This window comes from Candidatus Eremiobacteraceae bacterium (assembly GCA_035710745.1).
Taxonomy (GTDB): domain Bacteria; phylum Vulcanimicrobiota; class Vulcanimicrobiia; order Eremiobacterales; family Eremiobacteraceae; genus JANWLL01.
Genome location: DASTCX010000018.1, coordinates 195,605 through 222,541 on the forward strand (window position 1 = coordinate 195,605; position 26,937 = coordinate 222,541).

A 26,937-nucleotide genomic window follows, 5' to 3' on the forward strand; every position below is an offset into this window, starting at 1 on the left:
AAACGACCTTACGCGCCAGTGCTTGACGAGGGAGAAGTCCGACGTGGGAGCCATGAAGATCAACCGCCGGCCTGTGGCCAAGAGCGGAGTCAAACCGCCGAACAGACGGCCTTACGAGTCGGCCGAACCCGCGGTCCTCACCGTCGAAGAGACGGCCGCGTACCTTCGGATCTCGCCCCACTCGGCCTACATCATGAGCCGGAACGGGCTGCTGCCGATCGTCCGTCCGCTCAAGCGACGGACGCTCGTCATCAAGAAGCTGCTCGACGAGGCTATCGTGGACCGCACGCTCGGCACGAGGATCTTCGAGCCGGCCGCATCGTGACGCTCACATGGCAGGCCAGGGACCGGCTTGCCGCCTGTAACACAATCAACCAAACGCGCCCGTCTCCATCATGCGTGAATTGAGTCAGAGTTGCTCTAACGCGCCCGACACACAGAGGCTAACGTCCGCCCGCTTGAAGTAAGCCGCTGCCCCTCGACGAGCCCGACAGATGAGCAACGTCCGTCGTCGTGTCAGGGACCGAGTATAGGTCCGCCCCGCGCATTTCGTGGGACTTTACCGCGCTGGCGACCTCGACTACAATGAGGCCGAGCGAATCGACTCAATCGGCCTGGAAAGGCCGATCTGGCCCTGCTCTTAGTGGGGGCTATTTCGATGTCGAACATTCGGGTTTGGTTTCTAGTCGCGGTGCTCGGACTGGCGTGCATCGCAGCAACTGCGCCGTACTTACCCCCGCCTACCGTTAGCGCGTTCGGTTCCCAAGTCTTCACGGTCAGCTGGTTACAATCTCCGGCCCCAAATCCCAGCCAGGCTTCGGAGTGGAGCCCAATCGTCTCGTGCGGGCAGTCCAATTCGGCACCCACGTTGATGTACGCGGACGATCCCGAAACATGGGATACAGTTCCCGGCGACAATTCATGGGACTACAAGAACCCCAACACTCCGCAGCCCAGCACCGTCAATAACCTCTTGCTGGAGCAAGGCTCGCTTGGAGACGGCGCGGCTGGTTATATCTACTTCTACTTCGATAACAAACTCGGAGTCACGGCGCGCCTTTACATCGGGGGTGTCGGTCCAGCCTCCTTGAAGTATATGGTGTCGGAGACAACCGGACCTGACTCCGATACGCTTAGCAGAGACGGGGCCATGCAGACCGCGGCATTCTTATCAAATCTCGTGCCCGGCAACGGTCTCCAGCAGAAAACGCTCGGTCCGCCAAGCGTCACCGGTCTACCGACGCAGATTGTCAGCTATTCGGTCAGCAACAATACACTTATACAAGGCGAAATGTTCGTCACAGGACTCACGGCGGCGGCGACGTTCGATGTCTATGCTGACGACTGCACCGGGACTCCGTGTCCGAGCACTCACAACAAAAACCTGACGGGCGATTCGCACATGCGTCGGGGGAATTTTGCCAACGCGGAATACGATCTCGACCATAACGATACGACGTCGATTGAGACAACCGGCGGATTCGCCTGGTACGACGTGGTCGGGCCGAATAGTTGCGTCGGCGCGATAAATGGGGTAGACCCATTCGGACAGTACACCCCAAGAAACACCGGCGATTACGGCGTTCCGATAATCATCACGGGCACACCGTCAACCACGCAGTATTGGTTTCTCATGGGCTCTCCGGCCGGAATGGCACCCGGGACCCCTGACGCCTTCTCGGTTTACGTCAGCGGGCTGACCGATCCGGCCACAGGCGTCGACGTCACGGGCGCGTGGGCCGTCGCGTTCCCAACGTCCAATCCCCCGACCCCCTCGCCTCAGCCTACCGACACGCCGCTCATATGTTGCGCGCAGTCAGCGGTCCTGGGAACCAGCGCAACACTTCCGCGAACGATAGAATGGATTCCGTCCGGTGGAGAAGCCCTACCGGCGCGATTCTGGTACAACGTTCCAGTTCCTAAAAAGAACATACGAGTCCAGAGGTCGCACAGATGAAAGTAAGGACTATCCAAGCGGTTGTCGTGATCATCGCCACTATCGCCGTTGTCGCCGTCGTCGCGACATCGGCGGTCGTCATGGCACACCGAAGCGCCGCCGAAAGCCCATCGACACCGCAGCGCCAATACGAGCAATCGCTGGACCAACAGCTCAGATGGAACAGTGATTTTAGGGCCAATTACGCGATCCACGTCAGGATGATGGACTTGTTCGACCGTTTTCCGACTTTCGATCGCGCCAACTTCGGCCCGGGCGTTCGAGTTGTTTATTGGCGGTCGGTCAAATGGGTTATCAAGTCCGTTTACCAGGACCAAAACGGCAATCAGATCGTACACCTATCGTACGGCGGTGGCCCTGGCATAGACGAAGACTACACAGCGAGGTTGGTCAATGGTCGATACGACGGGCATCTAAAGGTCGACTGGGCGTCGCTCGCTCGAGACCCAAGATTCGCCGACGGCTTCGCCCCTTGGAACTCACTGCACTTTGTCTGTCGCGACGTACGTTCGAACGGATCGACCCTGGCGGTTGCTCCTCTCGGTCCCGGTGGTCCAACCATTACGAAAGCCCAGCTATCCGAAGCAACCGAAGGTGTATCGGACCTCGCTGGGACGTCCGTTGGTTGCTACAAATTCGCGGGAAGGACCCTCGTCGGGTTCTCACACGAAACCACCGGCGTACTTTTCCAAATGTCGAATGGTATGCTCGTACCGCTTGTCAGAGGCAACATAGCGTTGTCAGATTCACGCGGCAGTTTTCTGGTCGTCGCCGTTAGCTCGGGGTACACCGAAAACGACTTACAGCAAACCGATTATCTCGAAGCGTTCGCGCCTCGTTAGCTAGACGCGTCCATCGCATGGCGCGTAGCGTCGCCCATCTTGGAAGCGGACTCCGTTTTTCGATGACCCGTATGTCCGCGCGATCGTACGAGCCTACTCATGGCGAAGAATGCCCCCCGCTCGAGTCTTGCGTCGCGAATCGCATGTGGGAGTCGTGGATGCTCAAGGACTTTGCGGACGCCCCCGACCAGTCCCAGTCCGACTAAGGGTCGTTGTATGGCCCCAATAAGCTTGCTTAGGAATGAGCGATAGGAAGCGTCTCGCCGTCGCTCGCTGCGTCGCCGGACTACGGTTGCCTCGCCAGATTGTCGCAAACGCCTCGGCCGCGTCACGTCTTTCGGAGCGCGAGTCGGCGACGAGCGGCGTACCGAGTCGCCCTTCCTCACCGTCGCGGAGACGGCGGCCTGCCTCAAAGTGTCGCGGCAGACCGTGCGCAACCTCATCGAGCTGGGCCTTCTTCCGGTCGTCCGACTCTCGCCGCTGGGCAGACGCATACTAACGAAGAAACTCGACGAAATGGCCGCGGGCGGCTCGCTCGGGATGCTCGCACCGCGAGTCGATGATTGACGGTTTGACCTTCGGATTAACTTGGAACAAGCACGACCTTACGCGCAGCCGCGTCACCACAATAGCCCAATTGTGGTGAGTGGGGCCTGGTGTCTGGAATTGTGGTGAGTGACCTTCGCGCCCAAGGGTCGAACGCTGGTCCGCAGAACCGCATCGCAAGTGAAAAATCGGGATGCGAATCTCGCGGTCGTGGCGGGGGCTGTGACCTTAGCCCTTGCCGTCTTGCCGATGGCCTGGATTCTGCTGGAGAAAGTCCTTGGACTTGAGCCGCCGGACGTCGCGGAGCTGGGGGCGATTGCTGGGGCGATATTCACCGCTGGTGGGCTGGTCATCGCCATCGTATCGATCTACTCGATGATCAACGTTCAGAAAATCGCTCGCAACGAAGTGGACAGGCTGCTGGGAACGCTCAGTCGCCAGTTTGGCGAACGCCTTCAAACTTACTTGCGGGCCTTCGACAGGTTTCTTGCAGCGCGCTCGGTATCGGAGCATCTGGGCTTCGACGACATGTCCGCCATCGAGCACCATATCAGGAGGGCGCTCGAGATTGACAAGGAGTTGGTCGGCGCCCGGCGTTGGATCGGCGACATGTACTACACGATCGCTGGCTCGCAGTTCCTCGAGCAGCATCGTGGAAGGACGATTACGAACCCTAGCGGCGCCACGGCCGCGAGTGCCGCCGCGGATGTATCGCGGGCGATCAACTGGCTTGTCGAAGCGAGAGCGTACGGCGATGGTGACGAGGTCGAAGCGACTGCTCGACTGGCCGAACTTTATGGTATGACCGGCGGCTTTGAGCGAGAAATGTTCTCGTGCGTCTCAAGCGTAGTGGCCTCAGGCAGGCCTCAGTCATTTGAGCACAATTCGAGCCGCGCATTCCTGGTTGCAGGATGCAAGGACGAAAAGTCGGTGCGTGATCTCGCGGAGTTGCTCGGCGCAACCTTCCCGTGGCGCCGCGAAGATCTTGACCGTGAATGGCAAGCGTTCGTTCATGGCGACCTGGCGATACACGGGGCGACCACGCCGGCCCCGACCATTTGGGTCCTTCCGCGAGGCCGGCGACGGCTTGATGATCCCAAAGGTCCGGGCGAGGTTCGACTGTTACCACACCGCGACGGTGTCGGCATTAGGGCGACGTGGGTGACGATGTTTCAAGTACCAGGCCAAAACGTTAGGCATGGCGGGATTCCGTCTATCTCCTACGACTCCAACGGAACGCCGACCGAGGCACCAGAGCCGCCTCCGGCCGAAGAAGTCTTCTCAGAACTCCTCGATCGGTTCCATGTGATCGGTCGCTCGGAATCTTCCCGGTTCCCAGAGCGAGGAATCGAACTGGATTGATAGGTGCGTCATGCCGGGGCGGCATCCTCATGATTCGGATGTTCCCGAGCAGACGTCAGTCTTGCTGAGACCGACTGGCTGAGCGGCTTGTCGACACCTAAGCCGACCCTCGATTCCGGCCGAGACAGTCATGGGCATGAAACGAGACCTGCGAAGGCCTCCTTACTGGCGCGCGGCTGGCGATGGCGGCCGCGTCCGTTTGATCGTAAGTCTTCCCTCTCGAGGCGCTGGTCAGGCGGGCGGTCTTTCCGTTCTTCTGGCGCTCGATCGTTCTTCCAATATATCCGACCCGAACCTCGCCCGAGCTTCGGGTTCGTCTGCCGACGACGTTTCGCGCGGGGGCGCCGCTTCAACCAGCGCGATGAGGCGTTCCGCGGTCAGATCGTAGACCGGACTGGCGCCAGCGTGAAGCAGGTCAAATAGTCCAGGGTGGGACGCCCAGATATCCATGCCCTCGCCGAGACGCAGCATGGATTCGGCCGATTCCGGGTGCGCCGCGAACTCCTGCGCGAACGTCGGCCATTGGATCTGGAGTGCGAGCCACTTCGCAAGCACTCTGGGATGTATGTTGGAGCCCGACGGAACGCGCGCTTCGAGAAGCCCCGTTTTCTCGGCGACGAGGATGTACAGGCGATACAAATTCACGAGTTGTTTGAGCTTTCGGGGATTCGAATCGAGGAGTCGTGCGAGCAGAAGTATGAACTCGCGATCCTCCGACAAGTCTCGGTGCGGCGAGTTGGCGGCGCTGTGCGTCGGTTCGTTCGACTTTCCGACGCCGAAGTGGAGGGTCTGCAGCAAATGTCCGAGATCAGCGGTCTTGGGCGTCGGCACCTGGAACGGGGCTTGGACAAATTTGTCGACGAACGCGTAACCAAACCGAAGGGCGACATCGGTCGCGTCTACCGGAGAGCGATACAGGTATTTTAGCTGCTGCTCATGTCGCGCGGCGAGCGCGGCGGAAACGATTGGGCGGTCGATCGCGACGACGAAGATCAGTCTTGACGTCCGCGACGGGTCGGCGGAGTCTGCGGTGCTTAGAAGATTCAGAGCGTGCACGATGTCCGCGATCTCGTCCGGAGCGCAACGATCGATGTCGTCGACGAATACGTAGACGCGTTCGTCTTTGCCGACGTAGGCGTCGAGAATTCGCCCGAAGTCGCGTCTGAACGTTTCGACGAAGGTTTCGCGTGAACGATAACGTGGATCCGACAAATAATCTTTCAAGTCGCTTTCGAAGGGGTTCCCCAAGAGGAACGTCGTGGCGCGCAGGGCGGCGAGCGCGACAATCGCGATGGCGAACGCTCCGGCGCTCGTCGCCAGGAACTCGAGCAACGATTGTGGTCCACCGGAAAATGCTTTCGCTACCAGGTGGCCGGACAGGAGCGTGGCGATGAATTGTGGCCCCTGCGTCCAGAGGGCGTACGCTTCGACGAAGAGCGCCGTGACGAAGACTGCGATCGAGACCAAGAACGCTCCCAAGCGCGGAAGCGCGCGCCAGAAGTCGTAGCGCATGAAGAAGAGCCGGACGTTCGCTGCAATTCGCCGACCGACATCGAGGTCATTTGCGAGTTCGCGCATCAGCTGGAGGGCGAAGCTTGCCCAAAACGATTCGCCGACGCCGTGCAACCATGGGTCGAACCATGCGGTCCGACGACCGGAGCGCTTGAGAGCGTCGCGGAGCTGCACGGCGAACGACGACTTGCCCGAGCCCCAGCGGCCCTCCAACGACAGCGTCAACGGTGCCTTCGTTTCCGGCGCCGAGAGAAATTCGGCCACAGCCTGGACGTATGGGCTGAACCCGAGCGCGTCGGTCGTCGCGACGGCGTCGCCCACGGCGGCCGCCCGGTTTCGCCTGGTCGTATCGCGGTTCAACGGTAAATACCAAGAGAACGTGCTTCGCGCTTCGTGAACGTCGCCTCCAAGGACACATCCGGCGGCGATAGAACGGTTTCCCGTCATGTCAGGCGGCGGTTTTGAATCAAACGACGGATCGGGCGAGGTCAACTGCGACATCGTCGCGGACTTCGTCTTGCAGAATCCGGACGTCAGTGTCCTCAGACGCCTCAAGCAAGGGGACGATCTTCGCGTCACCCTCATAGGTTCGTCCCCGGTCGTCGTTTCCGGAAAAGACGTGGTCGGCAGCTTGCTCATAGCCGAGGCGGCGGCGCTCATCCGCTGCATCCGCGAGGGCCACGCATATCGCGCGCTCATCACCGCCATCGACGTGCGAAAATCCGAGTGCCACGTACAGATACGACCGCGCTGACGATCGTCGGCGGAGCATACCGCGAGGTGTGCATGCGTCCGCAGCGCGACACGTTGATGGGATCCGGAGTCCGTGCGGCGGGCGTCATGCGCTTCTCGGACGACGTGCGCGTCACGCTTCGCACGCGCGCGAAGCGTAAAGACGAAGAAACCATCCGGAAGAAGATCGGCAATGCCGCGCTCGCGCGCGAAGACACCGCCCAGACGATTGCCTTCGACTACGTGACGCCCCTAAGCGTGCCGGTCATATCACCGCGGGTCGACACGATTGACTCCGTGCCGGTGCGCGTCGAGGCCGGGAACGCGCTCGTGTTCGGCATGCTTGACTGCGACGTCAATGTGCAGGCCGATCGGGTCGTGTTCGATCCGCAATCTCCTGCAGCCCCGAAGTTCTTTAAGGCGAACGGTAGTCGGGCGCGTGAGCTGGTCGTTGTCCTAAACGAAGCCGAAGCGCGGCGGTTGGCCGGCGAGAACGATCTGGAGGCGGCAGCGAAAATGATTCTGTCGAAAGACGATGCTGCCGCGGTCGTGGTCAAACGTGGATTCAGAGGTGCGGACGTCTATGTTTCAGGAGGCGCTTGCCACCACGTTTCTGCGTTCGAGACCGCGATGGTCTTTCCAATCGGCTCAGGAGACGTATTCAGCGCAGCCTTGGCGTACCAGAGCTTGGTCAAGGGTTCGGATCTGGTCCGTTCAGTCGAGTTTGCGGCGCGCACGGTCGCCAAATATTTCGACAACGGCGGTTTTCTGGACATTGCCATCGACGAAATGTCGGAACACAAGCCGCTTGAATTTCGCGGTGGAATCGTCTACCTCGCGGGCCCGTTTTTCTCGGTGCCGGAAGAGTGGATGGTTTCCGAAGTGCGGCGGTGGTTGATGGGATCAGGCCTCGAAGTAAAGTCGCCCTTGCATGACGTGGGGCGCGGCGGCGACGAAGTCGCGGCGAAGGACCTCGCCATGCTCGATGAATGCGATCGCGTCTTCGCCATCCTCGACAACATCGATCCCGGAACCGTTTATGAAATTGGATACGCGCAGAAGGCTGGAATACCCGTCGTCGGCGTTTACACTGCCGGGAAGCCCGGCGACAGGTCGAGCCGGCTCGAGACCCCCGACGAAAGGCTAAAGATGGTCGTCGGCGACGCGAAGAATACGTACGTGTACGCCGACCTGGCGGCGGCGCTCGCCAAGGTGTGTTGTGTCTCCAAGGCCTGACGGCGCCGTGCTCTTGTTGTCGGGCGGGATCGATTCGAGTGCGCTGGCCGTTTGGAAGCGCCCGAAGCTGGCGTTGACCGTCGACTATGGACAAAGATGCTTCCCGGGTGAACTGAGGGCAGCTCGGCAAGTAGCGGCGTTCCTGGGCCTGGAGCACGAGGTCGTGCGTTCGGATATGGCCAGGTTCGGTTCGGGCGACATGGACGGCTCCCCGCCGGCCGAGTGCGCGCCGGTGAACGAATGGTGGCCGTTTCGCAATCAGCTCCTCATCACGATGGCGGCCGTCGTCGCAATCAAACGCGCGTGCTCCGAAGTGATGATTGGATGCGTCGACGGCGACGGCAGGCACGTCGACGGATCGCCGCCGTTCATCGAGGCAATCGACGGTTTGGTCGGCATGCAGGAAGGACAAGTCCGCGTGACCGCGCCGAGCATCGGGCTCTCCACCCTTGAGTTGCTGAAAGCGTCGCGCCCGCCCAATAACGTATTGCGGGCAATGTTTTCCTGTCACAGGGCCGAGTATGCGTGCGGCGTTTGCGCGGGCTGCAGAAAGGCGATCGCGACGCTGACCTCATTCGAAAGCCTTGGCTCGCCCGCATAGGGAACCTGCGCCGCGCAGCGACAGGCGCGACCCGGTCGCAACCAAGACGTCGCATTGCGCGCGACGTTTGATTGGCCCGATCGGCGTCGACCCGATCGACTTCTTCGACGTGTTGCACGGTCGGAACTCGTCGCCGCCGTCGCGCGCGTTGACCCACCGAGCCCTTTCGCTCTTGTTGTGGCACGCTGCGGCGATTACGCACACCGGCGCCGACGCCGCGGGGCGCCCCGTGCGCCGGCGAGCCGCTGCTTCAGCAGGCGGAATCCATCCGATTGACATCTACGTCGAAGACGATGTCAACGTTGTAATGCGCTACGATCCTCTGCGCCACTGCCTGGGGCTCGTGCCGGGACTCTCGCGCCGGGAGTGGAGACGAAGGCGAGCCGAAGTCGCGCGGGCCATGCGCGGCAAGGGCGGCACGATGATGCTCTTGGTCGCAGATGCCGCAGCGGTCGCGGCTAGGTATCGTAATCACGAAAGTCTGGTCTACAGAGACGCCGGGTGCATGATCGCCACGCTTCAAATGACAGCCGAAGCGCTCGGCCTCCGTTGCGTACCTCTCGGGTTCCTAGGTGAAGCGCTCGTCAAGACGTTGCGACTGGATGCAAAGCGATACGTTCCGTGCGGCGTGTTATGCGCCGGAATGCGTACGAAGGCGCGTCGGAGCGCCGCTACCGGCGGCGGTTAGTTACGGCGGCCGACGGACTCAGGAAGCGGTCCGAACGTCATCCAAGGCATCGCCCACGATTCGCAGCTGACGCCACATCAGATTGTCAAGGATCGAGGGCCGAACTTCGAGGCAGGCGGCGAACCGCAAGAAGCGTGACTCCGCCTCGAAGTATGTCATCTTCCTGGTTCGATCGAAAACGCCCCATCGTTCGCACCAGCGCACGATGTGGACGTCGAGAATGGCGATGTCGTCGCATCCGAAACGGTTGCGCACGATCCACGACGCGGTCTTGGGTCCGACGCCGGGCAACTTGACGAGCGCGTCGCGCAGTTCGAGCGGACGATCGATGCCGGTCAGTTCGCGGACGCCGACGAGCGCCAGGGCGAGATGCTTGGCTTTGGACGCCGGGAATCGGTAGCGCAGTTCGCGCAACGTCACCTCGATTCGTAGGCGATCCGGTCGTTCGATAAGCCCGGCATCCCTAAGTCGCCTGAACGCCGCGGCGCCCGCTTCGGCGCGGATGCCGAATCCGGAGAGCATGCATATCGCCAGCTCTTCCGTCAGGCTGCGTCCCAGCGGACGCGGTGCGTATTCGCCCTTCGATTGATCCAACCACGCCTGCGCTTTCCAAAAGGCGGGCGTCGCGAAAGCCGTTGCTTCGCCCCACTCCGTCTCCCCGTAAACCCGATCTCCTGGGTCGGGCATGGTGAGCCAATCTGGTCGCCCTTCGTTCAGTCGCACGACGCGTTGCATAAAACAAGTATACCTGTTAACAAGGTTTTGTCCCTCCGGCATGCCAATGGTCGAGCCTCCGAAACGACATGAAAGTGACCTACGACATCCCGGAGCGCAGCAAATATGCGCTTGAGGAAATCAAGGCGAAGCTACGGCGCCAAGGGCTCCGAGGCGTGTTCGAGCGCGCCATTATCGCATTTCTGATCGACGAAGCGAGTCTGCCCAGGTTGGCGCAACATTTCACCGCTGTTCCGAGAGCGCGAGGGCGGACAATGAGAAGTGCGCGGTGACCCGATATGACAAGGCTTTGCACTCAAATACGCAATCCCGGGACGCTACCGATGGAATTTGTGTGCAGGTCGAGTCATTTGCGTGCAGACTCATGCGCGGCATCCTTCGGAGTTCGCCGACGCCTCATCTCTCGGCTAGATAGGTACCGGCCGTGTCAGCCGAAGTAAAGCGAGCTAGGACAGCGCGCGAAAAAATCAACGATTCCGCTCCCCGATTTGACGCCGCTTTGCGAATTGGTACTGACAATGGATGGAAAAGGCCGTTACGACAAGACCAAACGTAGCCGGCAAGCTCGGACAGTGGCCCGATCGACATGTCAAGGCCATCCTCGCTTGTGGCGGTGTGATTAAGGCGCAACGCTGAGTGGCGGATACGAAGCGAACTTCGAGCGGCTTTCGAGATCTCCGCGAGTGGAGGTTTACTAACGGATCGTTTCCGGAACTTGTTGGGGTCGCCTGTGCATTCGCGCTCGCAACATTTTCCGACCTCAATCCCGCTGAGCACCGTTTGCACCTGTACGCCTATACAGATGAAGAACGATGCGACGTCACGCGCTACCTGCGCATCTCCGGTAAAGGGCCCGAGGCCCGACTTGGAATCGCAATCCTCCGGTGGTTCGGTCTTCGTATCGCGACGGGCTCGGTCAGTATTTATTGCATGATCCCGTCTCAGGCACCGGCACGCGTCGTCTTCGCCGCTCGCGCCGCCGTCGTCGACTTCTTCGTCAACAAGGGGCTGACCGTTCCATACGATGCGCCCAACTGGCTGGTGACGGGGAAGAAAAACCGCCACGATTGCAACACGCGATTCTCCGAAATGGTCGTCGGATAGACTGGCTCGCACCGCATCAACTCTTGCGCTCCCCGAGACCGTTCGTGTTCGTCTCACAGCCCAACGCCGTCGGATCCCCGTCGGTGCGTTCGACGGATCCAAGCCTGGATGTGCCATCCCCATCATCGGAGAATGGTTCCGGCCCATGTCCGGATTGAACGAGTCGCTTCAAAAGATCATTGATGCCCAGCGAATCCAGGGGCAACGCTTTCATAGCATGCAAGTGCAGATGAAGAGCGTGCACGAAGCTGTCGAAAACAGCCTGCGCCAAGCTTGCCTTCAAAGGCACCCGGTGACCAACAAGGAGCTGGTATCAGTTACGGTCGCCCCTGATCGAGACAAACCGACGCATGTGCTGATCCGGGCGTTTGACGGCAAGTCGATAGACTTTCGGCTGCTGCCGACCGGCAAACTCGAAGTGACGACGCCCGACTTCAGCATCGGCATCGTCGAGTTGAGGGTGAGCGGCGGTTCAGCCGGCATGACGGACGTGGATTTCGTGACGGCCGAGGAGAGACGGTTTGGTTTAGGAGACGTGCTCAGTCGATTCTTCAAGACCGTGCTGGACGACCTCGAGGATGCCTGAAATGTCGGATTTGGAAAAACTGATCGACTCCGGCGGCGACGGCTCGCTCATCATTTTCGGGCCATCACCTGGGCCGCCTCGTGCTGGCCGCCAACATCTTCGCGACATTCGAAAAGAAATCGCATCCGCGGAAGAGCCGGCACCCGAGAGCGAAATTCCTGGACCTGCCGAGCACGCAGTCCGATCGAGCCGCATTCGCAAGAATCTCGACAAGGCGCTCGACGCATTAAGAGACGTCTTTCAGTCGAGCGTCGGCAAGAAGATAGGCGAATTCGAACTTGACGAGATCGAGGTCGGCCTCGAGATCTCGACGGACGGCAAGGTCGGCGTTCTCGGGGTCGGCATCGGCGTTTCCGGCAAGAGCAACATCACGATCAAGTTCAAAAGGGCGGGCAAGTCCGAATGACGCTCGCCGAGGCACGAACGCTATACGAGGAGTTGTCATCGCGAGTCATGCGCTCAGCACGAACGCCCTGGGGAACCAGTCGACCGAGCGAGGAATACTCTTCCATCGGCACGTCTCTTGGGTACAACGGCCGCGACGGCTGCGTCGAACTCGTCCGAGATCACGTTTATTGGCATCCAGAGTACGGCGTCGAAGCCGGTCTTCACATCGACCTACCAAACGACGTCGAATCGGCGTGGAAAATAATCGAGGCCGGCTATCCCGAGCGGCTCCGAATGCACCGAAGCTGATTCGCAGTGAGGTCCGCCGCCATCGACTTGCGGACCCACGCGAACCCGACGCCGGCAATCCGCTGGACGCCCCGACGGAAACGACTACGTCGTCATGCCGACGATGCCCGAAGCGGACAACGACCAGATACCTCGATGCGGGTCGCCTCGACGTTGGAGAATAGTTTGCGACGGACGCCTTCGAAATCGACAACAACCGCGTCTTCGGCCGACTCGAGAGTAAAGCGATCGATTCTTTCAACGGTGCCACTGAGCACGAGACCCGTGACGCACGCGAGGCGGGCGATTTCGATGAACTCGTCGGAGCGCGGATCGTACTCGGCTGCAAGCGGAGGTATCGGCGAGCACTTCACGATCAGGCGATCCGAAGTCGAGTGACTTCCATCGAGGAAACTCTCGAACGTCGTCGCATTCAGGCGGTCGACCATCCTATCCGTGGACCTCGACGCCGGGCGCTCATCGAGCAGGATCCGGCGCGCCCGCATCAGGGCGAACTCGTCGGCCGAAACGCCGTTGAACGAGAAATCGTCCATATATCCGCCGTCGGCCTGCCGCTCTTCGAGGGTCAGTTCGACGCGATCATCCGAACCGTCTATCAGCTCGCGATAGTCCCTCACGGTCGCGAATAGAGCCGTCTGCGCGTAGGCCACTGCCATCGGTCGGCGTTCGTCGCGGAGCGCCTGTAGGCGCGTCAAGTCAGCGTGGGATTCCGGGCGCAAGATTAGCTTCAGGGCCTTTCCGCGATCCACCGAGGACAGCCGAAATACGAGCGCCGAGCCGCCGTGAGGCTGGATCAAAGCGAACCGAGGCATGGGACGGCGACTTGAAGGCACGGGCCCTAGCGGTTTTATCGAACCGAGAGGCGGCCGCGGATGCGCGGGTTGGTCCGTGAGACGACGATAGAGCTTCTCGTACCCGTCCGGTCGGCTCAGATCGTAACGCGCTACGCCGCGCAAGAACTCCGGGATGAATTTCTCGTCGGACGCTTTGAGAAGGACGGGGATGATCGCGACATTCGAGCCCTGCTCCTCCACCGCGCGTTGGACGAGCAGGCCGCTCTCGAACGTCGCCCCGAGTCCGACCCCGGGAGCGTCCTGAAGCGTGAACCTCCGGTAGTATCGTTCGGATGCGATGACCAACACGGTCCGCGTCGTCATCATCTCCGTCATCCAGCGGCCCCAACCTTGAGGGGGCGCATCGTCGTAAGCGTCCACCTCGCAGTCGACGCCCTCGGAGCGAAGGCGATCGCTCAGCTCGACGACTTGCGCGTCCGACGGACCGTGCGCATACGATATCGCCACTTTGGGGGGTTCCCGTTGCACAATGCGTCATCCGGCGCTGTCCAGCGCGATTCCTAGGCGATGCCAGTACAGTGCTCGACAAGGTCGACGCACTCGGCGCCGTGGCTTGCCGGCGGCCGACACGGCTACAAGATCACGCCGAGCACGACGTCGTACACGGGCATGAAGTTGATGTTACAGAGCTGCAGCCGACCGACGACGTATTGCGTGCGCGGATTCTTGAGGTCGATCTCCTTTCGGACGTGAATCGCATGCCGGCGCTCCTGCGGCAGCACCAGGTCGGGCCTGAGCTGAGGGCCGCCGATGAAATATCGTCCCCATGAGTTGTCGCCTCGGGGGGACGTAATGTAATCCAAGATGAGCGGCCTGAAGCGCTCGACGTCCAGATAGATCGCGAAGCAGTATGCGATCTTGGCGAGCATCTTCATCAAGTTTTCGTCGTCGCGGCGCGAAAGAAGGCATGTACGTCTCCGATCCTCCGCGAGCAGGGCGCAAAGCCGCGATTCGGTCTCGGGCTTCGTGCTCGTGATGTACTTGAATTTTGGCCGGTAGTCGAGAGGCCATCTGCGGCCGTCGGCGAGGATCTGCGGACCCTCGTCAAACCGAGGCATCTCCAAGAGATAAGGATGGCGGCTGACAGGGATCTCGGCCGTCTCGACGGTCCCGTCTCGAAGGAGAAACCGTTCCTCGATAACCGGGTCGTCGGGATTGCCGCGAGGGTGCTCGCGGCGGTAGCGCCTTTTAAAACGAGACCCGTACAATTTATCGTGCAGGCGCGCCGGATGCAACGGGCCTTCGAGCGCCTTCGTCTCGATGTACGACGTCAGCTTCTGGTGCGTGACGCACGTAGCCGCAAGCAGCTCCCACTTGCCCATCAAACCGTCCGGCGCACCATGCTCTCTCGTCAATTTGTAAAACGGCGGCGTGAGTTCGCAGTAGATGCAGCGACCGATATACTCGGCTCCCTCAGCCGGCGTTCGGGAGATCGTGAGCGGCTGCTGCAGCAAGATCGAGAGAGAATCAGTCACGGCTCATCGCGCATGTCCTCCAGTTTCGCCCGCGTCGGGTGACTCGATAAGGTTCACGCCGCGCCGCACGTGCTTGTCCGACCCTAAGGCATCGGCATCGTGAACGTTTGGTCCCCTCGGATCGCGTCGGCTGTCGACGCAGACACGTCGACGACGAGCGTCGTTGAAGGAAGAGGACCGCTTCCCAACCCAGGCGGCAGCACCGGATCGTGGCGCACTTCGAACCTTACCGCACGAAGGTCGGCGCGGCTTCCGGTCGAGATTCCGGTCACCTTGAATACGAGTTGCGTCATCGCTCCGTCCTCGACCCGACTAGTCGATGTATTCCCAGGTGCAATCTTTCCCGTGATGATCGCCCCAATGGTCGCAAGGCGCGAACTTCGTCCCCTTCTTCACGCTGTCTCGGGTTCCGTTGAACTGCTTGCACTCGACGCGACCGTCGCGGGGGACGATCTCGCCGGGCTTGTATTGCTGAGCCATCTTCTCTCCTCTTATTCTCTGGTTTTTGGCGCCGGACGGCGCCTTCACGATTAGCGGCGCGCAGCCGTCATACGCACGACGGCGTCGTAAAAATCAGCGACGTCCTCGACGATCGACTCCGCGACTTGCTCCGACGTCAAGAACGACTCGCCGCCACCGCGCCAACGGATTGCGAACCCGTCCTTCGCGCTTACGGCTATCGGATGCAGTGTGCGTGACCTTTGACGTGGCACACGCGGCCTGAGGGCGTCCGGCAGCATCGAGTGCAACGATCCGACGGGGGAGGCGCCATAGACGACGATTCTCAATTCTTGTGATCCGGCATTCGTAATGAGCTGATAGTACATCACCTCGGCGGCGGCGATACCGCGGCGCACCTTCTCAGGGCTGTTGCGCGCGAAGGCGAACGGCACGGCTTCGGGACGCAGAACCGCGTTCGCCTTGGCGACGAACTCCCCGATTAGATCAAAAAGCCGGTTCGCCTCGGCAGGCGCACTGGCATAGCAGAAACGTTCGGCCTCGTCGCGCTCAGCTCGAGCGGTCGCGTCCGCCAGTCCTTCGAGCTTGCGGCTCTCTTCGCGCCGCCGCAGCCGGTCTTCGAACGACTCTTTTCCAGGCATGGCTACCCTTGGATGGCGTCGCCGTCGTCCGGCATCGCCGTGGCTATCGCATCCCCGATCATCTCGTCAAAGTGCACGAGCGCCATTTCGATGAAACGGCCATGATAAATCCCATACACTTCTTTAGACAAGTGGACCCCGACGGGCGCGAGTATGTTGAGAAGGAGAGCTTCGTCTTCGACGGTCGGGCGCAGCCAGGCGTCCTCATCCCACTGATCGGCCGAATGCGTGAAGTCGCCGTCGTCATCTCGATCCCACGTTTCGATGTGGCCCTCGTCGATAGCGTCGTTGATCGCGTCGAGCAGCTCGCCCGGATCCTCCGTGTAGAGCCGGATCGCCATCTAGAACAGGCTCGCGACGTTCACCGCCGCCAGCGCGGCCTTGACTCCTCGGCCATACGTCGGGTGTTGCTCAAAGCGCTTAAGCGCCACGTAGAGCGTCAGGAGAGCGAGAGCCGCATAAAGCACGTGCTCGGCCTTCATCGTCATCACCTATGCTTTCGGACCAGTTGGCTTAGAGAATCGACCCCTTTGCGGTCGAGCAGCGTGTCGAGCTTCATGTCGCTCCGCACGCCCGGCGCGAAGTCGTCGCCGTAGATGTCGCGCAGCGTGCCAACGAGCGTGCTGCCGTTCTTCCTCCGAATCTCGCCGGACTCGTCTCGGCAGCGGCTGTCAAGGCCGGTACGGCATCCTCGTGCATTTCTAGCCATGTTGCTTGACCTCCGTGTCGCGCCAGCCGGCGCGCGTCGACCTAAATCCCCTGTATTCTAGCATGGACGCTCGGTAGGGTCAACAATAGTGTCTCTCAAGAGAGATGGCGACAGCATCACAAACTGTGGCGAAGCCATCATTGACGACCAGCGACGAATTGTTGTAAAATTGAACGAGTGTCCGCCGCCACGCAGCCCGACCCGTACGAAGCCGTCGGCCGATCGATCGCCGCCCGGCGGAATGCGGTCGGCATGTCACAAGCCATCCTCGCCAGCGCGATCGGCCTGACCCGAACATCGGTCAGCAACATCGAGGTCGGCCGACAAAAACTTCTTCTCCACACGTTCCTGGCAATCTGCATCGCGCTGAAGATGAAGCCGAACGACCTGTTGCCTTGGCTCGACGAGACCTACTCGAGCGCATCCGACGAGCAACTCATTCCCCGCAACCTCTCGCCTACGGCCCGTGCGTCAATCCTAACGATGATCCAGAAGGCCAAACGGTGACGACCGTACGGCACGGTGCGAACGGTGCCTAGTCGCATCGAGCGAATCGCCGAGAAGACTCTCGCAGCGTGCGGAATCGGCAAGCCACCCGTAGACCTGCGGAAGATTACCCGGCATCTCGGGCTAGCCGTCCAAAAGGATTCCTTGCCTCCGGAGATCTCCGGTTTCTTCTACCGCAAGGGCACGCACAACATCATCGGCGTCAACAAGAAGCACGTCCCAGCCCGCCGCCGATTCACCGTCGCTCATGAAATCGGCCACTACATTCTCGGGCACGCGCACGACGAGGTCCACGTCGACCGCAACTTCGGCTTTATCTTCCGGGACGAACGATCGAGCCGAGGCGTCTCCAAAGAAGAAATCGAGGCGAACGCGTTCGCGGCGGCGTTGCTCATGCCGGCGAAATTCCTCATGAAGGATCTGTCAACAAACGCCTTTGACCTCGTCGATTCCGCCGTCGTGTCGCGGCTCGCGCACCGGTATGGCGTCAGCGTACAGGCGCTGAGCATCCGACTCGGGGCGTTGGGCCGCTCGTAATAATCCGAGATCGAGTCGGCCAGTATCGACGCACCGGTGTCGCAATCCGAATTTGCGCGTCGGTGGAATACTGGCGCCGGATCGCATGGCGAACGGCGGCGCTTCGATTCGCGTGAACACGCCAGGCGACGAGAAGGAAGCGAGCTCTGAGCAGGCGGCGGTGAGAATTTCGTCGCCGGCGTGAAGCACGGTTCAAGTAGCATGCGCATCGTAGCATGTCCTCGCCATCGTGACGAACTGCAAAACAAGAAGAAGATTTCGCGCAAACCGCCGGGCGTCGTCGCCATGCTCGCTCGGCGACCTCCTCTTCACAAGGAGCCTAGGCGCGCCTCGGCGGCCGTCCATCGAAGGCACCGCGGATGCTCCGCCGAATAGCGCCCAACTCAGAGGCGTGAAGCATAATGATGACGGACCTTATCAAGAACGTTCGCGAGTGGGCGCTCCGACTAGGCAACGGGATCATCGACCTGGCGTCGCTCGCGACGGTCATGATCGACGAAGTCTATCGGCTATTCGAGGCCCTTGCGGTACTAGCTTCGCGCTACGGCTGGGCATTGACGCCGTCCATCGATGTGCCGGTCATCCTCGTATTGGCCGCCGCGGCGCGGGACTCTAAGGCTCCGCACCACGCCATTTACCGACTCGTGTGCGAGCACCTGAGGGACAACGACTGGTTCCATCTTCATCGTATTGTCGAGGAGATGCGCGATTACAGCATCGTAACGCCGCGCCGATTCAAGATTGTTCGCGACTGCGTCGGCACCATGTCACGACATGGCGAACGCGGATACAACGCGGCGAATCTCGTCGTGCCGACGTTGTTCGCCCAAATAGACGGCATGCTGACCGAATTCGCCACTGAAGTGGGCATCGACCGATGGGCATCCAATAAGAACAAGCGGGCCTTGCGCTCGGAGTTCGAGCGCGTCACATATCGTTTCGACCAACCCGCGCTCGAGTTGCTCTTCGACGTGCTGTTCGCGCCGGCGAAACCGGGCGTGGAGCAAGACAGACGCAAGCTCAACAGGCACAAGATACTCCACGGCGAGTGGTTGGCCTACGGCCGGGTTGAGCACGTCTTGCGCACCCTGCTGATCGTCGACTTTGTCGGTTACGTCGTCGAAGAGCATCGCCAGCGTAGCGCGGCACACGATTGGGACGATCCAGTCACGGCCAAGTCGCAGATCTCAAAAATGCTGAGCGAGAATTTCGTTGCTGGAGCCGCCGAGATCGCGCGACGTCGCCTGATGGACAGAGCCTCAATCTTGCCGCAGTTCGCCCTTCCGTCCGTATCGCCGTTCCATCATTCGGAGGGCGCCGGTACGACCGAAAACGGGCTCTATCTGCCCGGCTGACGGCACTCTCATCGATTCGACGGCGTCATGTCGCGGTATCAACGAAGACTCACTCCGCTACCGCCGGCCGAACAGAGCGTCGCCGGGTGCATCCGCGCTGCTAGACGCCCTTGACCAATTCGCTGGTCGTCACGCCCAGCGCCTTGGCCAGCTTGACGATGTTGCGCAACCCGACGTTGCGCTCACCGCGCTCAATGCCACCGACGTAATTGCGGTGCAGATCCGCTCTTTCGGCGAGAGCCTCTTGCGAAAGACCGTTCTCCCGTCGCAGACTAGACACGCGACGCCCAAACTTAACCTGCTCTGAACTTCGGCCCACAAGAGGACTTTACGTCCCTGCACACTATCAGTTCTACACACTATGAGTGTGATGGCGTCGGGCGGGCGGAATTGAGATTTCAATGAGTATCGTGCATTCCAAATCGAAAGTCGTGGCGACAACGATCGCGGCGGCCGCGGTTGTGAGCGCCTGTGGAGGGGGCGGCGGCGCCGTTTCGGGCCCGCCGACGGGCGGCTCTCCTTCTCCCACGCCGAGCCTCTCGCCGGCGACCGTCACCGGCACGGTAACCGATTTCGACTCCGGCTCGCCCCTCGTCGGCGCGATCGTCAAGGTCGCGGGCCAGACGACGATGACCAACGGTTCGGGCGTCTACGCCGTGAGCGGCATCGCCGGCGGCTCTATCCTGCAGTACCTGCAGATCGCCGACGGCTCGTCGTATGCGACGTACAACGGCGGCGTGCTCGTGACCGCCGGCCAGACGACGACGCGCAACGTCAAGCTCATGAATCCGTCGACGAACTGCCCGGGCTGCGCCGCGTGGCTCGCGCAAGTGAACACGGATCGCGCGAACAACGGCGCGGGCTCCGTCGCTTTCGACGAAGCGGCGATGGAGACCGCGCGTCAGCACGCGACGGACATGTTCGCGCAAGGCTACTTCGCCGACGACGATACGAACGGCACGAGCTGGTACGCGCGCTACGCGCAAAAGGGCGGCGTCGGCCTGGACGACTCGAACATCGGCCTCAACACGACCTGGCAGAACATCGAGTCCTCGATGATGGCCGAAGGCCCCGGCGGACCGCACCACGACAACATCGTCAATCCACGTCACCAGTGGGTCGGGCTGTGGGCGACCGCGACCGGCTACCAGGGCGGACCGAATCTCGTCGGCGATCAGGAATTCGTCGACCTCTACGACGTCTTCGATCCCGCCGAGGCGGGCAACTCGGTGACGTCGGGGACGCAGGTCTCGGTCCACGTGCTCTCGCTGGGTTCGCCGTCGCTGTTCTTCCAGATGGGCAGCCTGCCGCTGCCGTCGCCGATGACGCCAGGGCAGCTGAACACGTGCGACGCCAACAACAACTGTCCGCCGGGCTTCCCGGCTTCGTTCTCGTCGATCGGCGGAGCCGGCGTGCCGGGCGTGCCGAACCTCTACAAGGAGACGGCGACGCTCTCGCCCTCGGGCCAGTACTTCATGCTCAGCGCCTCGGGGACGCATTTCCTCGGCGTCACCTGGATCGAGGCCCGTTGACGAAGGCGATGCGTTAACGAACCGATTGGAGCCAAAGCGTTGTGCCTATGGGCTTAGAGTCGCGTTGGAGAACAGATAGTTATCGCGATATAGCACTACCTGATCGGCTGGATCAGCCTCCGGTCCGACGCCGTAGTGAGACAACGAGAGTCTCCCCTTTTGCGCAGCCGAGTATCGAAAAAGAGCATTGGCCGCGAAGACATATGTCTGGACTGACGTACCGGCGACGTTCTTTCTGCCACCGTGGGCGACGCCGTTGCGCAGCTTGTAGAGTTCCAGAACGAGCGTGACCCAGTCGGTCGGAACCTCGGCCGGTGAGTATGTTGCTACGTCATCCATTCCTAACCGTTGCGGCCAGTTCCTGAGCTTCACCTTGAACCGATCCCAGTCGCCATCATCGGCGATGAATGCCGCTTTGTCCGGGGTCGATGGAGTGCTCTTCGCCGCAGCGGCCAAGAGGTTCGTTAGCTCGATCTCACAAGCGACACCGAGTTCGAGCAACGCCTTTATCTCATCGCCTGCGACGACGCTCAATAGGGCGTCGCAGAGTATCGATTCAGAGAGCGGAGGGGTCGCGCGCGTCGTGATGTCCTTTCCAATGTCAGCCCACATTTCTCGGGAAAACGGTCGGACGACAATCGTCGGACCGCAACCGACGAAGTTGTCCATTCGCCCATGCTCGATCTTGGAACCTCGGAAAGTGGCGCCGAACCCGGTTGATCCGTGCAGCAGCCAGTACTGCCTGGAGCGCACACGAATCCACGCCAATATGACTTCAAGGAGTTTCCATAGCGGCTCTGGCGAGAGCGAGGCCGTGACCGGCATCGTCGCACGTATAATCGTGCAATAGGCCTCAGGAGATTCGTTCCCAAGCCGACCAATAGGCTCGAAGGCGCCCACGGCACCAACCGGCTTATAGATCTCGACGGGTGTTCCATCGACATCCACGTGGAGCGGCGGCCACTCCGCACGATCTACCATTAGAATGGGGTAGGGCACGAGGAATTCGAAAATTCGACGATCGGCAGGCGACATTTGCGGCACGGCAGCCGGCGGCGTCACTACCCTAACCGGTCCGTTCCAAATCGGGACCTTGCCCTTATCCGCGTAGATGCGTGGATCCGAGAACACAAGGCCTCCCAGCTTCCGGTTGCATTGCCTATCGCAACCGCGAATTTCGCTTCTGATCCTTTTCGTGGCCGCGTAGGCCATCCTCCGCCAATCAGCGCCGCTTTGTCATCGTCACGGAGCATCAGCGACATGCATCATTGACGTTACGCCTAGCGCATTTGATCTGAGTGGAGATCATATCCGCGCGCACAACTTGGCGACCGTCATGGACGGCTTCGCGACCGCGCCCAGCACCTGCGCCTTTCATGACGGTTGGTTCACCACTCGGCTGGCGTCGGGAATTTCGGGCCGCCGCGCCTACAGGAGTGCCGGCCGGTTGCGCGCGACCGACATGCACTGGCGGTAGTATGTGGCCAACGCCATCGATCGAGGCGATATGTCGGGCGCGAACCACGACACTGTGGCCCTGAGGGCGGAGACCAAGCACAGGAAATCCACGGCGCCCAGGACCTTGTAGTAACCGATGGCGTCGCCGTAGTCAGCGTCTACGTATGCGCCATGCAAGATCCCGTGCCTGTTCGTCTTGTCCGAGAGCGGGTACGTCGTCGAATCAACATACAGATAGGATCCGGCGAAGACATCGAACGACTCGAGCATGGGCACGAGCTCGTCCACAGCGCCGATCTGTTTCTGGGTGACCTCCTGAATGCAGTCCTGGGCGAGGGTCGTAAAGGACGCCCTAATCGTCTTTGCCGAGAGCCCCCGGCTGTCCAGGAGCCGCCGCGCAGCGCCTTCGATCACGGGGGTCAACCCCGCCACCGCAACGTGGCCGAGGCCGGCGAAGAACGCTTCGGCCGACTCGGCGATCGTCGCGCGATACTCTTGTATGCACGGCGTCATCGGATAGCGCTCGCAAACCATCGCAGCCACGCTGTCCGGAGTGAACAGCGGTCCGAGACGACGCTCTAGCTGACGTTGATTGGCGATTTTCCCTGCTTCGATGTCGGTCTTCAGTTCGGTCAGAAACCCGACCTGGATGTACGGGGGGATAAACCATCCAACTGAGTTGAACGCATTTTTGTAGGATGTCAGGTCCATGGTCGCGCCCTTCTGTACGATGTCGTGACGACAGGCGCTTCGATCGTGCGGACAGCTGTGGGTCCTTGGTTGTCGACGAACGGCGTTGGGCCCCGGCACCTTCGAGCGGCGCTCAGACCTCGACGAGCGCCTGCGTGACTCCGAAGAGCTGGCCATCGGCGCCAGTGTAGACCGCTTTAAGCTCAAACCCCTCGTTGCCGGCATTGATGATCTGACTTTGAAATCCGGCGAGGTCAAGTCTGACCTTGCCTGTAGGGACGCCCCCGGCGCCCGTGAGCGGAATGAATGCCGCCATGATGATCTTCGTATCGAAGTGCCTAGCCATCACCACTTCTTTCTCCACACGTTGTGGGCTTTTTCGGGCGAATGCGCCGCAGCGTCATCAACAGGCTCTAACCGTACTTCAGAGCGGCTGGCATCGTATCACCGCTGACCGGATAGTCGGCGACGCTATTCCGTCTTATTACGATGACACCGTCGCGGTCACCGGACCGCTCCCATCGCCGGATATGATCGCGTTGACGACCTTGCCGTCGTCTGTCTCGATTTGCAGATACAATGCCAAAGGCGGCGGCCTTAAATCGTCGCCGACGAGACGGCGTACCAACTCATCGGCCGACAAAGTGCGGTCAGGCATCACGGTTCCATTGACAAGGCTGGTCTTCAAGATGATTCGAGCCATTTTCGTCCTTCGATTCCTACATGGACCCACTCGCCGACTTCGGCGCACCGCCGCGGCTAGATCCTGGCGGACCGCACACGCCCCAGCCCACAAGGCTAGTTCCTATCCCCAGGCTATAGCGCGGAACGAAAAGCCTGGGAATTGCTTGACGAATAATATCATTGCAGGCCTCGGCAAGTCGCGGTGCTTCTCCCGTGACGATGCACTGTCACTAAACGCGATACATGGTAGCGTTGGCTCTACCTACTCCGCACGCGTGCCTGCGCGCCGCGAATGCGCCAGTCCGGTCGACGATCGCGACGCACCGCCGGTCCGTCCTAGCGCCTACGAATGCGCGAGATAGCCTCCCTAGCAATCCAGCTTATCAGCGCCGGCACAATCAAGTTAGTTACTATTGGCGGCAACCGTTTCAATGTGCACCTCCTGTGCGCGATTCAGAACTTGACATTCCTCAGCCAGCCGTTGCGCTGGTCGCCTAAGTATAGCGAGGCCCAATCCCCCTGCAGCCTACCTACAAATAGCACGTCGCCGGGTCGCAGAGCCGCCTTTATCTCGTCGCGAACCTGAGTTGCGTTTTTCGGCGTACTTACGAGCCAAACCGAGCGTTCGATGTGCGCCCAGCCACCGAAGGACGTCTTGATCGTTGCCATGACCCTGTCATAATCGGTCGGCGTGTCATTCGGTTTGCGCAAATCGTATGTCACGATGTGTATCATCTTGCCCTAGCAGCCGGTCGTTCTGGATGACGCCTCGTTGCCGGCGTCGTTTCGCTCATCCAATCCTGCAGCGTCGGGCACAAGCGGGTGCACAGGCTTCAACCTGTACTTGCCTCGAGACTCACGCTCAATCAGGCCGGCTTTTTCCGCCCGCAACAGACGCGTCGCCGCGACGGCGGGAGTGATGCCGAGTTTGTCGGCGATATCCGAGATGCGAGCGGGGCCTTCGCGCAGGCTGTCGACGACGGCCTTAACCGCCTCCGAAACCTCCTCGTCCGAAGCATCGGGCAAAGACGAAAGGCCCTGGCCAACTACCGAGTTGTAAGCCCGCAAGCGCTTACGAAGCTGATCTCGCTGGGCGGTCAATTCTTCGATCTCTCGCTGGAGCAGTCCAATCCGCTCCGAGATGCGCCCGAATTCCTTGAGGTCGTTAGAAAACTGATCTGGCACAATCCAATACTAGCACGGACATGAGCAAGACGTCAAATGCGTCAAGATGAACCATGACGCGTCTGAAGGATTAGTCGCGAGTTGGGATAAACCGGGACGACAAGGACCCGACGGCGTTGAGGGCCGGGCGGGTCCCTTGAGCCGGGGCAGTTCCCCGGCAACCGACCACCCGGCGATTTCCGGGCGCGAAGGTACAGCAGTCGTTCCGACTTCGCCGAGTGGTCTCCTCGCGGGCATCGCCCGCGCGAAAGAACGAGACATGCCTCTCAAATGCATCGCTCGTCGCATGGCGCCAAGCGGGCAACGGCACGAGCATATCAGCAATCTATGGACTCGCGACAACGACGGAGCGGGTCCGGAAGCCGTTCGGACACGCGCCGAAATGGTCACATACGTCGAGCAACACGGCGACGAGTCGGTGTGGTGCCCGGATCGAGATCCGGCAAGGAAGAGCGCGTGGGTTCACGTCAACCACATCGGCGATACGAAGTACGTCCAGACGTACGCCGACGGGCGCTGGTCGGACAACCTGCTCTCGTTGCCCGAGCGCTAAGGGCGGCGATCGACCGAAGACGGCCAGCGAGCCGTCTTCTTTTTTTCAACGTCGCTGGATTGCCGCGCGCATCACACCTTCAGATCCACGGCCTCCGCGGGAAGTTCGGGCGAATCGGGGACCGGATCATTCCAATCGTCGGCGAACTCGATCTTTGCGTCGACGTCGGCGTACTGCTTGAGCATGTAGATGAGATTTTCGCCCGTTAGCAGCTCGAGCGGTTTGTTCTGCGCGAACTCGTACGCCGATTTGCCGTAATGGCTCGTCGTGACCAAGATGCCCTTCGCGGCGCCTTCGTTGATCATGGTGCCATAGAGATCGCGAACGGCCCCGACGCCGACCGTGTGCCGATAGCGCTTGGCCTGGACGACCACCTTGCCTCCGAGGATCTCGCGCTTGTCCCAAGCGACGCAGTCGACGCCGCCGTCGCGCGAAGGACGGGTCAGGCGCGTCTCCAGACCCATCTTCTCGAACAGGTTGGTCATGAGCGCTTCGAAGTCCGACGGGGTGAGCCCGGCGAGGTTCGGACGTTGGTCGAGGCCGTCGAGCACGTCCCTCTTGTCGATGAAGCGCGGATCGACCATCTTGAAGTTCACGACGGGCTGGACCGGAACGAGCTCGTGCGGGCTCGGCGACACGCGCGCGCCGAGCGAACGCAAACAGGCAGTCGGTTCGACCTTCGAGAGATCGATCGCGGCGAGCGCGTCGCGCGTCACGCGAAAGCTCAGCAGGCACGGCCGAATCGCCTTGCCGGTCGCCGGATCAATCGTGTCGACGTAGCAGTTCAGCACGAGCACGTCGACGGTTGCCGCTTCGTCCGCCTTGTAGACGACGTATGCCGTCGCGAGGGCGAATTGGGCTACGAACGATGCGTAGACAGCGCGAACCAGCGATTGAGGACGCGCCTTGGCCTCGATGCGATCGCCAGATTTGACATAACGAAACGATTGCGACTCCGGCACCGCGTCGATCGTCGGCATTTGACGCTCGACCACCAACTGCTTCGCATCGGGAGCATACGCAGCTCGGACTTCCTGAGGGAACTCTTCAGGCAGGCGATCTTCGCCAAGGACGAGTTCGAAGTATTGATCGACGGCCTCGGGCACGCACTTGCGATAGTCTTCGCGGAAGTCGTCGATCTCTTTGTTCTGCGCCGCCGCTTCGGCGGCGACGCGATCGCACGCCGCTCCGTAGGCCTCTTTGCGAGACTCGAGCTGTTTCGCGCGCAACGCCGTCGCGGCCGCGTGCCTGGCGCGCGCTGCATCGTGGTCGCGCATCGCGGCCGCCACCGCATCCTCGTGACGACGCATGAGCGGCGGGATCAGTCGGACCAAGAAATTCGGCGCGAGCGGCAACACGAGGACGGGCTCGGGGAGCGGCGCATCCAGGCCCCCCGCATCGAACTTGGGCATGGCGGGCGTCCGCTTCAACCGATCGAAGTCGAGGGCATAGACGGCGAATTTGGCGGCCCGCGAGGCGAGGAACGACTCGAGGGCGGTCATCTGTTCTTGAACGTCGGCGGTCTTCTCGTCCGCCTCGTGCTGTCGTCGCTCGACGAGCGCCGACTGCGCGGCACGATCCGCGCGACGCCGCTCCTTCTCCCGCGCGTTCGCCTGCTGTTCCTGGGCCCTGGCCAGCGCGGCACGCTCCCTTTCGAGCTGCGTGGCATACGAATAGACTCTCGGCACGACTTCCTGGCAC

General features: G+C 61.1%; 34 protein-coding genes. 17 read left to right on the forward strand and 17 right to left on the reverse strand.

Going from position 1 to position 26,937, the window contains the following annotated elements; translation table 11 throughout:
* Positions 1-52 precede the first annotated feature (52 nt).
* From VFO25_08035 to VFO25_08055, 5 genes are all read left to right on the forward strand, one after another.
* Positions 53-325: a helix-turn-helix domain-containing protein gene (locus tag VFO25_08035; GenBank protein HET9342846.1), complete on the forward strand. Its 273-nt coding sequence runs from the start codon at positions 53-55 to the stop codon at positions 323-325.
* Positions 326-871: 546 nt separating this feature from the next.
* Positions 872-1,957, forward strand: a complete 1,086-nt coding sequence (locus tag VFO25_08040; protein HET9342847.1) for a hypothetical protein — start codon at positions 872-874, stop codon at positions 1,955-1,957.
* A 26-nt stretch (positions 1,958-1,983) separates the two neighbouring features.
* Positions 1,984-2,799: a hypothetical protein gene (locus VFO25_08045; GenBank protein ID HET9342848.1), complete on the forward strand. Its 816-nt coding sequence runs from the start codon at positions 1,984-1,986 to the stop codon at positions 2,797-2,799.
* 273 nt (positions 2,800-3,072) lie between these two features.
* Complete coding sequence (locus VFO25_08050) at positions 3,073-3,366, forward strand: helix-turn-helix domain-containing protein (protein HET9342849.1); 294 nt, start codon at positions 3,073-3,075, stop codon at positions 3,364-3,366.
* Between the two features lie 108 nt (positions 3,367-3,474).
* Positions 3,475-4,707, forward strand: a complete 1,233-nt coding sequence (locus tag VFO25_08055) for a hypothetical protein (GenBank protein ID HET9342850.1) — start codon at positions 3,475-3,477, stop codon at positions 4,705-4,707.
* Between the two features lie 231 nt (positions 4,708-4,938).
* On the opposite strand, the gene VFO25_08060 is transcribed toward VFO25_08055, so the two are convergent.
* Positions 4,939-6,540, reverse strand: coding sequence for a P-loop NTPase fold protein (locus VFO25_08060; GenBank protein ID HET9342851.1), 1,602 nt, complete (start codon positions 6,538-6,540; stop codon positions 4,939-4,941).
* Between the two features lie 124 nt (positions 6,541-6,664).
* Between VFO25_08060 and VFO25_08065 the strand changes: the two genes are divergently transcribed.
* Genes VFO25_08065 through VFO25_08075 form a run of 3 tightly spaced genes read left to right on the forward strand, consistent with a single transcriptional unit; the run spans position 6,665 to position 8,788 of the window.
* On the forward strand, positions 6,665-6,973 hold the full coding sequence (locus VFO25_08065) for a hypothetical protein (GenBank protein HET9342852.1): 309 nt from the start codon (positions 6,665-6,667) through the stop codon (positions 6,971-6,973).
* Between the two features lie 32 nt (positions 6,974-7,005).
* Positions 7,006-8,187 carry a PfkB family carbohydrate kinase gene (locus VFO25_08070; protein ID HET9342853.1) on the forward strand — a complete coding sequence of 394 codons (1,182 nt, stop codon included), beginning with the start codon at positions 7,006-7,008 and terminating at the stop codon, positions 8,185-8,187.
* Positions 8,188-8,194: 7 nt separating this feature from the next.
* The gene (locus VFO25_08075; protein ID HET9342854.1) at positions 8,195-8,788 is read left to right on the forward strand and encodes a 7-cyano-7-deazaguanine synthase; all 594 of its coding nucleotides are present in this window, start codon (positions 8,195-8,197) and stop codon (positions 8,786-8,788) included.
* Positions 8,789-9,494: 706 nt separating this feature from the next.
* Here VFO25_08075 and VFO25_08080 read toward each other — a convergent pair.
* Positions 9,495-10,070, reverse strand: a complete 576-nt coding sequence (locus tag VFO25_08080) for a hypothetical protein (GenBank protein HET9342855.1) — start codon at positions 10,068-10,070, stop codon at positions 9,495-9,497.
* A gap of 209 nt (positions 10,071-10,279) precedes the next feature.
* On the opposite strand from VFO25_08080, the gene VFO25_08085 reads away from it, so the two are divergent.
* The 4 genes from VFO25_08085 (at position 10,280) to VFO25_08100 (ending at position 12,307) form a co-directional block, all read left to right on the forward strand.
* Positions 10,280-10,483 carry a hypothetical protein gene (locus tag VFO25_08085; GenBank protein ID HET9342856.1) on the forward strand — a complete coding sequence of 68 codons (204 nt, stop codon included), beginning with the start codon at positions 10,280-10,282 and terminating at the stop codon, positions 10,481-10,483.
* 658 nt (positions 10,484-11,141) lie between these two features.
* Positions 11,142-11,315 carry a hypothetical protein gene (locus VFO25_08090; protein ID HET9342857.1) on the forward strand — a complete coding sequence of 58 codons (174 nt, stop codon included), beginning with the start codon at positions 11,142-11,144 and terminating at the stop codon, positions 11,313-11,315.
* A gap of 145 nt (positions 11,316-11,460) precedes the next feature.
* Complete coding sequence (locus VFO25_08095) at positions 11,461-11,901, forward strand: hypothetical protein (protein ID HET9342858.1); 441 nt, start codon at positions 11,461-11,463, stop codon at positions 11,899-11,901.
* Positions 11,902-11,911: 10 nt separating this feature from the next.
* Positions 11,912-12,307 carry a hypothetical protein gene (locus tag VFO25_08100; protein HET9342859.1) on the forward strand — a complete coding sequence of 132 codons (396 nt, stop codon included), beginning with the start codon at positions 11,912-11,914 and terminating at the stop codon, positions 12,305-12,307.
* A 382-nt stretch (positions 12,308-12,689) separates the two neighbouring features.
* Here the strand turns inward: VFO25_08100 and VFO25_08105 are convergent, their stop codons facing one another.
* From VFO25_08105 to VFO25_08140, 8 genes are all read right to left on the reverse strand, one after another.
* The gene (locus tag VFO25_08105) at positions 12,690-13,898 is read right to left on the reverse strand and encodes a TIR domain-containing protein (protein ID HET9342860.1); all 1,209 of its coding nucleotides are present in this window, start codon (positions 13,896-13,898) and stop codon (positions 12,690-12,692) included.
* Positions 13,899-14,023: 125 nt separating this feature from the next.
* Positions 14,024-14,926: a hypothetical protein gene (locus tag VFO25_08110; GenBank protein HET9342861.1), complete on the reverse strand. Its 903-nt coding sequence runs from the start codon at positions 14,924-14,926 to the stop codon at positions 14,024-14,026.
* Between the two features lie 83 nt (positions 14,927-15,009).
* Complete coding sequence (locus VFO25_08115) at positions 15,010-15,219, reverse strand: hypothetical protein (GenBank protein ID HET9342862.1); 210 nt, start codon at positions 15,217-15,219, stop codon at positions 15,010-15,012.
* A 19-nt stretch (positions 15,220-15,238) separates the two neighbouring features.
* Positions 15,239-15,406 (reverse strand): hypothetical protein, encoded by a 168-nt coding sequence (locus VFO25_08120; protein ID HET9342863.1) that lies wholly within the window; start codon positions 15,404-15,406, stop codon positions 15,239-15,241.
* A gap of 50 nt (positions 15,407-15,456) precedes the next feature.
* Positions 15,457-16,026: a hypothetical protein gene (locus tag VFO25_08125; GenBank protein ID HET9342864.1), complete on the reverse strand. Its 570-nt coding sequence runs from the start codon at positions 16,024-16,026 to the stop codon at positions 15,457-15,459.
* Between the two features lie 2 nt (positions 16,027-16,028).
* Positions 16,029-16,367 carry a hypothetical protein gene (locus VFO25_08130; protein HET9342865.1) on the reverse strand — a complete coding sequence of 113 codons (339 nt, stop codon included), beginning with the start codon at positions 16,365-16,367 and terminating at the stop codon, positions 16,029-16,031.
* Complete coding sequence (locus tag VFO25_08135; GenBank protein HET9342866.1) at positions 16,368-16,514, reverse strand: hypothetical protein; 147 nt, start codon at positions 16,512-16,514, stop codon at positions 16,368-16,370.
* A complete protein-coding gene (locus VFO25_08140; GenBank protein HET9342867.1) occupies positions 16,514-16,735 on the reverse strand; it encodes a hypothetical protein in 222 nt (73 codons plus the stop codon). Before VFO25_08140 ends, VFO25_08135 begins: the two co-directional genes overlap by 1 nt.
* A gap of 177 nt (positions 16,736-16,912) precedes the next feature.
* On the opposite strand from VFO25_08140, the gene VFO25_08145 reads away from it, so the two are divergent.
* From VFO25_08145 to VFO25_08155, 3 genes are all read left to right on the forward strand, one after another.
* Positions 16,913-17,242: a helix-turn-helix transcriptional regulator gene (locus VFO25_08145; GenBank protein HET9342868.1), complete on the forward strand. Its 330-nt coding sequence runs from the start codon at positions 16,913-16,915 to the stop codon at positions 17,240-17,242.
* A gap of 24 nt (positions 17,243-17,266) precedes the next feature.
* On the forward strand, positions 17,267-17,779 hold the full coding sequence (locus VFO25_08150; protein ID HET9342869.1) for an ImmA/IrrE family metallo-endopeptidase: 513 nt from the start codon (positions 17,267-17,269) through the stop codon (positions 17,777-17,779).
* A gap of 488 nt (positions 17,780-18,267) precedes the next feature.
* Positions 18,268-19,134: a hypothetical protein gene (locus VFO25_08155; GenBank protein ID HET9342870.1), complete on the forward strand. Its 867-nt coding sequence runs from the start codon at positions 18,268-18,270 to the stop codon at positions 19,132-19,134.
* Between the two features lie 100 nt (positions 19,135-19,234).
* On the opposite strand, the gene VFO25_08160 is transcribed toward VFO25_08155, so the two are convergent.
* Positions 19,235-19,414 carry a helix-turn-helix transcriptional regulator gene (locus tag VFO25_08160; protein HET9342871.1) on the reverse strand — a complete coding sequence of 60 codons (180 nt, stop codon included), beginning with the start codon at positions 19,412-19,414 and terminating at the stop codon, positions 19,235-19,237.
* Between the two features lie 151 nt (positions 19,415-19,565).
* Between VFO25_08160 and VFO25_08165 the strand changes: the two genes are divergently transcribed.
* Entirely contained in the window at positions 19,566-20,666 is a 1,101-nt protein-coding gene (locus VFO25_08165) for a CAP domain-containing protein (GenBank protein ID HET9342872.1), read from the forward strand.
* A gap of 45 nt (positions 20,667-20,711) precedes the next feature.
* Here the strand turns inward: VFO25_08165 and VFO25_08170 are convergent, their stop codons facing one another.
* The 5 genes from VFO25_08170 to VFO25_08190 form a co-directional block, all read right to left on the reverse strand.
* Positions 20,712-21,797 (reverse strand): hypothetical protein, encoded by a 1,086-nt coding sequence (locus VFO25_08170; GenBank protein ID HET9342873.1) that lies wholly within the window; start codon positions 21,795-21,797, stop codon positions 20,712-20,714.
* Between the two features lie 297 nt (positions 21,798-22,094).
* Positions 22,095-22,835 (reverse strand): hypothetical protein, encoded by a 741-nt coding sequence (locus tag VFO25_08175; GenBank protein ID HET9342874.1) that lies wholly within the window; start codon positions 22,833-22,835, stop codon positions 22,095-22,097.
* 112 nt (positions 22,836-22,947) lie between these two features.
* Positions 22,948-23,160: a hypothetical protein gene (locus tag VFO25_08180; protein ID HET9342875.1), complete on the reverse strand. Its 213-nt coding sequence runs from the start codon at positions 23,158-23,160 to the stop codon at positions 22,948-22,950.
* Between the two features lie 138 nt (positions 23,161-23,298).
* Complete coding sequence (locus VFO25_08185) at positions 23,299-23,472, reverse strand: hypothetical protein (protein ID HET9342876.1); 174 nt, start codon at positions 23,470-23,472, stop codon at positions 23,299-23,301.
* A 767-nt stretch (positions 23,473-24,239) separates the two neighbouring features.
* Entirely contained in the window at positions 24,240-24,683 is a 444-nt protein-coding gene (locus tag VFO25_08190; GenBank protein HET9342877.1) for a type IV toxin-antitoxin system AbiEi family antitoxin domain-containing protein, read from the reverse strand.
* Positions 24,684-24,942: 259 nt separating this feature from the next.
* Here VFO25_08190 and VFO25_08195 point away from each other — a divergent pair, with 259 nt between their 5' ends.
* Positions 24,943-25,236: a DUF3892 domain-containing protein gene (locus VFO25_08195; protein ID HET9342878.1), complete on the forward strand. Its 294-nt coding sequence runs from the start codon at positions 24,943-24,945 to the stop codon at positions 25,234-25,236.
* Positions 25,237-25,307: 71 nt separating this feature from the next.
* On the opposite strand, the gene VFO25_08200 is transcribed toward VFO25_08195, so the two are convergent.
* Complete coding sequence (locus tag VFO25_08200; protein HET9342879.1) at positions 25,308-26,924, reverse strand: restriction endonuclease; 1,617 nt, start codon at positions 26,922-26,924, stop codon at positions 25,308-25,310.
* Positions 26,925-26,937: the final 13 nt, after the last annotated feature.

Coding starts and splice junctions, on each gene's coding strand:
- VFO25_08035 (HET9342846.1), top strand. CDS start 53: ATGAAGATCAACCGCCGGCCTGTGGCCAAGAGCGGAGTCAAACCGCCG.
- VFO25_08040 (HET9342847.1), top strand. CDS start 872: ATGTACGCGGACGATCCCGAAACATGGGATACAGTTCCCGGCGACAAT.
- VFO25_08065 (HET9342852.1), top strand. CDS start 6,665: ATGTCAGGCGGCGGTTTTGAATCAAACGACGGATCGGGCGAGGTCAAC.
- VFO25_08070 (HET9342853.1), top strand. CDS start 7,006: ATGCGTCCGCAGCGCGACACGTTGATGGGATCCGGAGTCCGTGCGGCG.
- VFO25_08085 (HET9342856.1), top strand. CDS start 10,280: ATGAAAGTGACCTACGACATCCCGGAGCGCAGCAAATATGCGCTTGAG.
- VFO25_08090 (HET9342857.1), top strand. CDS start 11,142: ATGATCCCGTCTCAGGCACCGGCACGCGTCGTCTTCGCCGCTCGCGCC.
- VFO25_08095 (HET9342858.1), top strand. CDS start 11,461: ATGTCCGGATTGAACGAGTCGCTTCAAAAGATCATTGATGCCCAGCGA.
- VFO25_08115 (HET9342862.1), bottom strand. CDS start 15,219: ATGACGCAACTCGTATTCAAGGTGACCGGAATCTCGACCGGAAGCCGC.
- VFO25_08120 (HET9342863.1), bottom strand. CDS start 15,406: ATGGCTCAGCAATACAAGCCCGGCGAGATCGTCCCCCGCGACGGTCGC.
- VFO25_08125 (HET9342864.1), bottom strand. CDS start 16,026: ATGCCTGGAAAAGAGTCGTTCGAAGACCGGCTGCGGCGGCGCGAAGAG.
- VFO25_08130 (HET9342865.1), bottom strand. CDS start 16,367: ATGGCGATCCGGCTCTACACGGAGGATCCGGGCGAGCTGCTCGACGCG.
- VFO25_08135 (HET9342866.1), bottom strand. CDS start 16,514: ATGACGATGAAGGCCGAGCACGTGCTTTATGCGGCTCTCGCTCTCCTG.
- VFO25_08140 (HET9342867.1), bottom strand. CDS start 16,735: ATGGCTAGAAATGCACGAGGATGCCGTACCGGCCTTGACAGCCGCTGC.
- VFO25_08155 (HET9342870.1), top strand. CDS start 18,268: ATGATCGACGAAGTCTATCGGCTATTCGAGGCCCTTGCGGTACTAGCT.
- VFO25_08175 (HET9342874.1), bottom strand. CDS start 22,835: ATGGACCTGACATCCTACAAAAATGCGTTCAACTCAGTTGGATGGTTT.
- VFO25_08180 (HET9342875.1), bottom strand. CDS start 23,160: ATGGCTAGGCACTTCGATACGAAGATCATCATGGCGGCATTCATTCCG.
- VFO25_08185 (HET9342876.1), bottom strand. CDS start 23,472: ATGCCTGACCGCACTTTGTCGGCCGATGAGTTGGTACGCCGTCTCGTC.
- VFO25_08195 (HET9342878.1), top strand. CDS start 24,943: ATGCCTCTCAAATGCATCGCTCGTCGCATGGCGCCAAGCGGGCAACGG.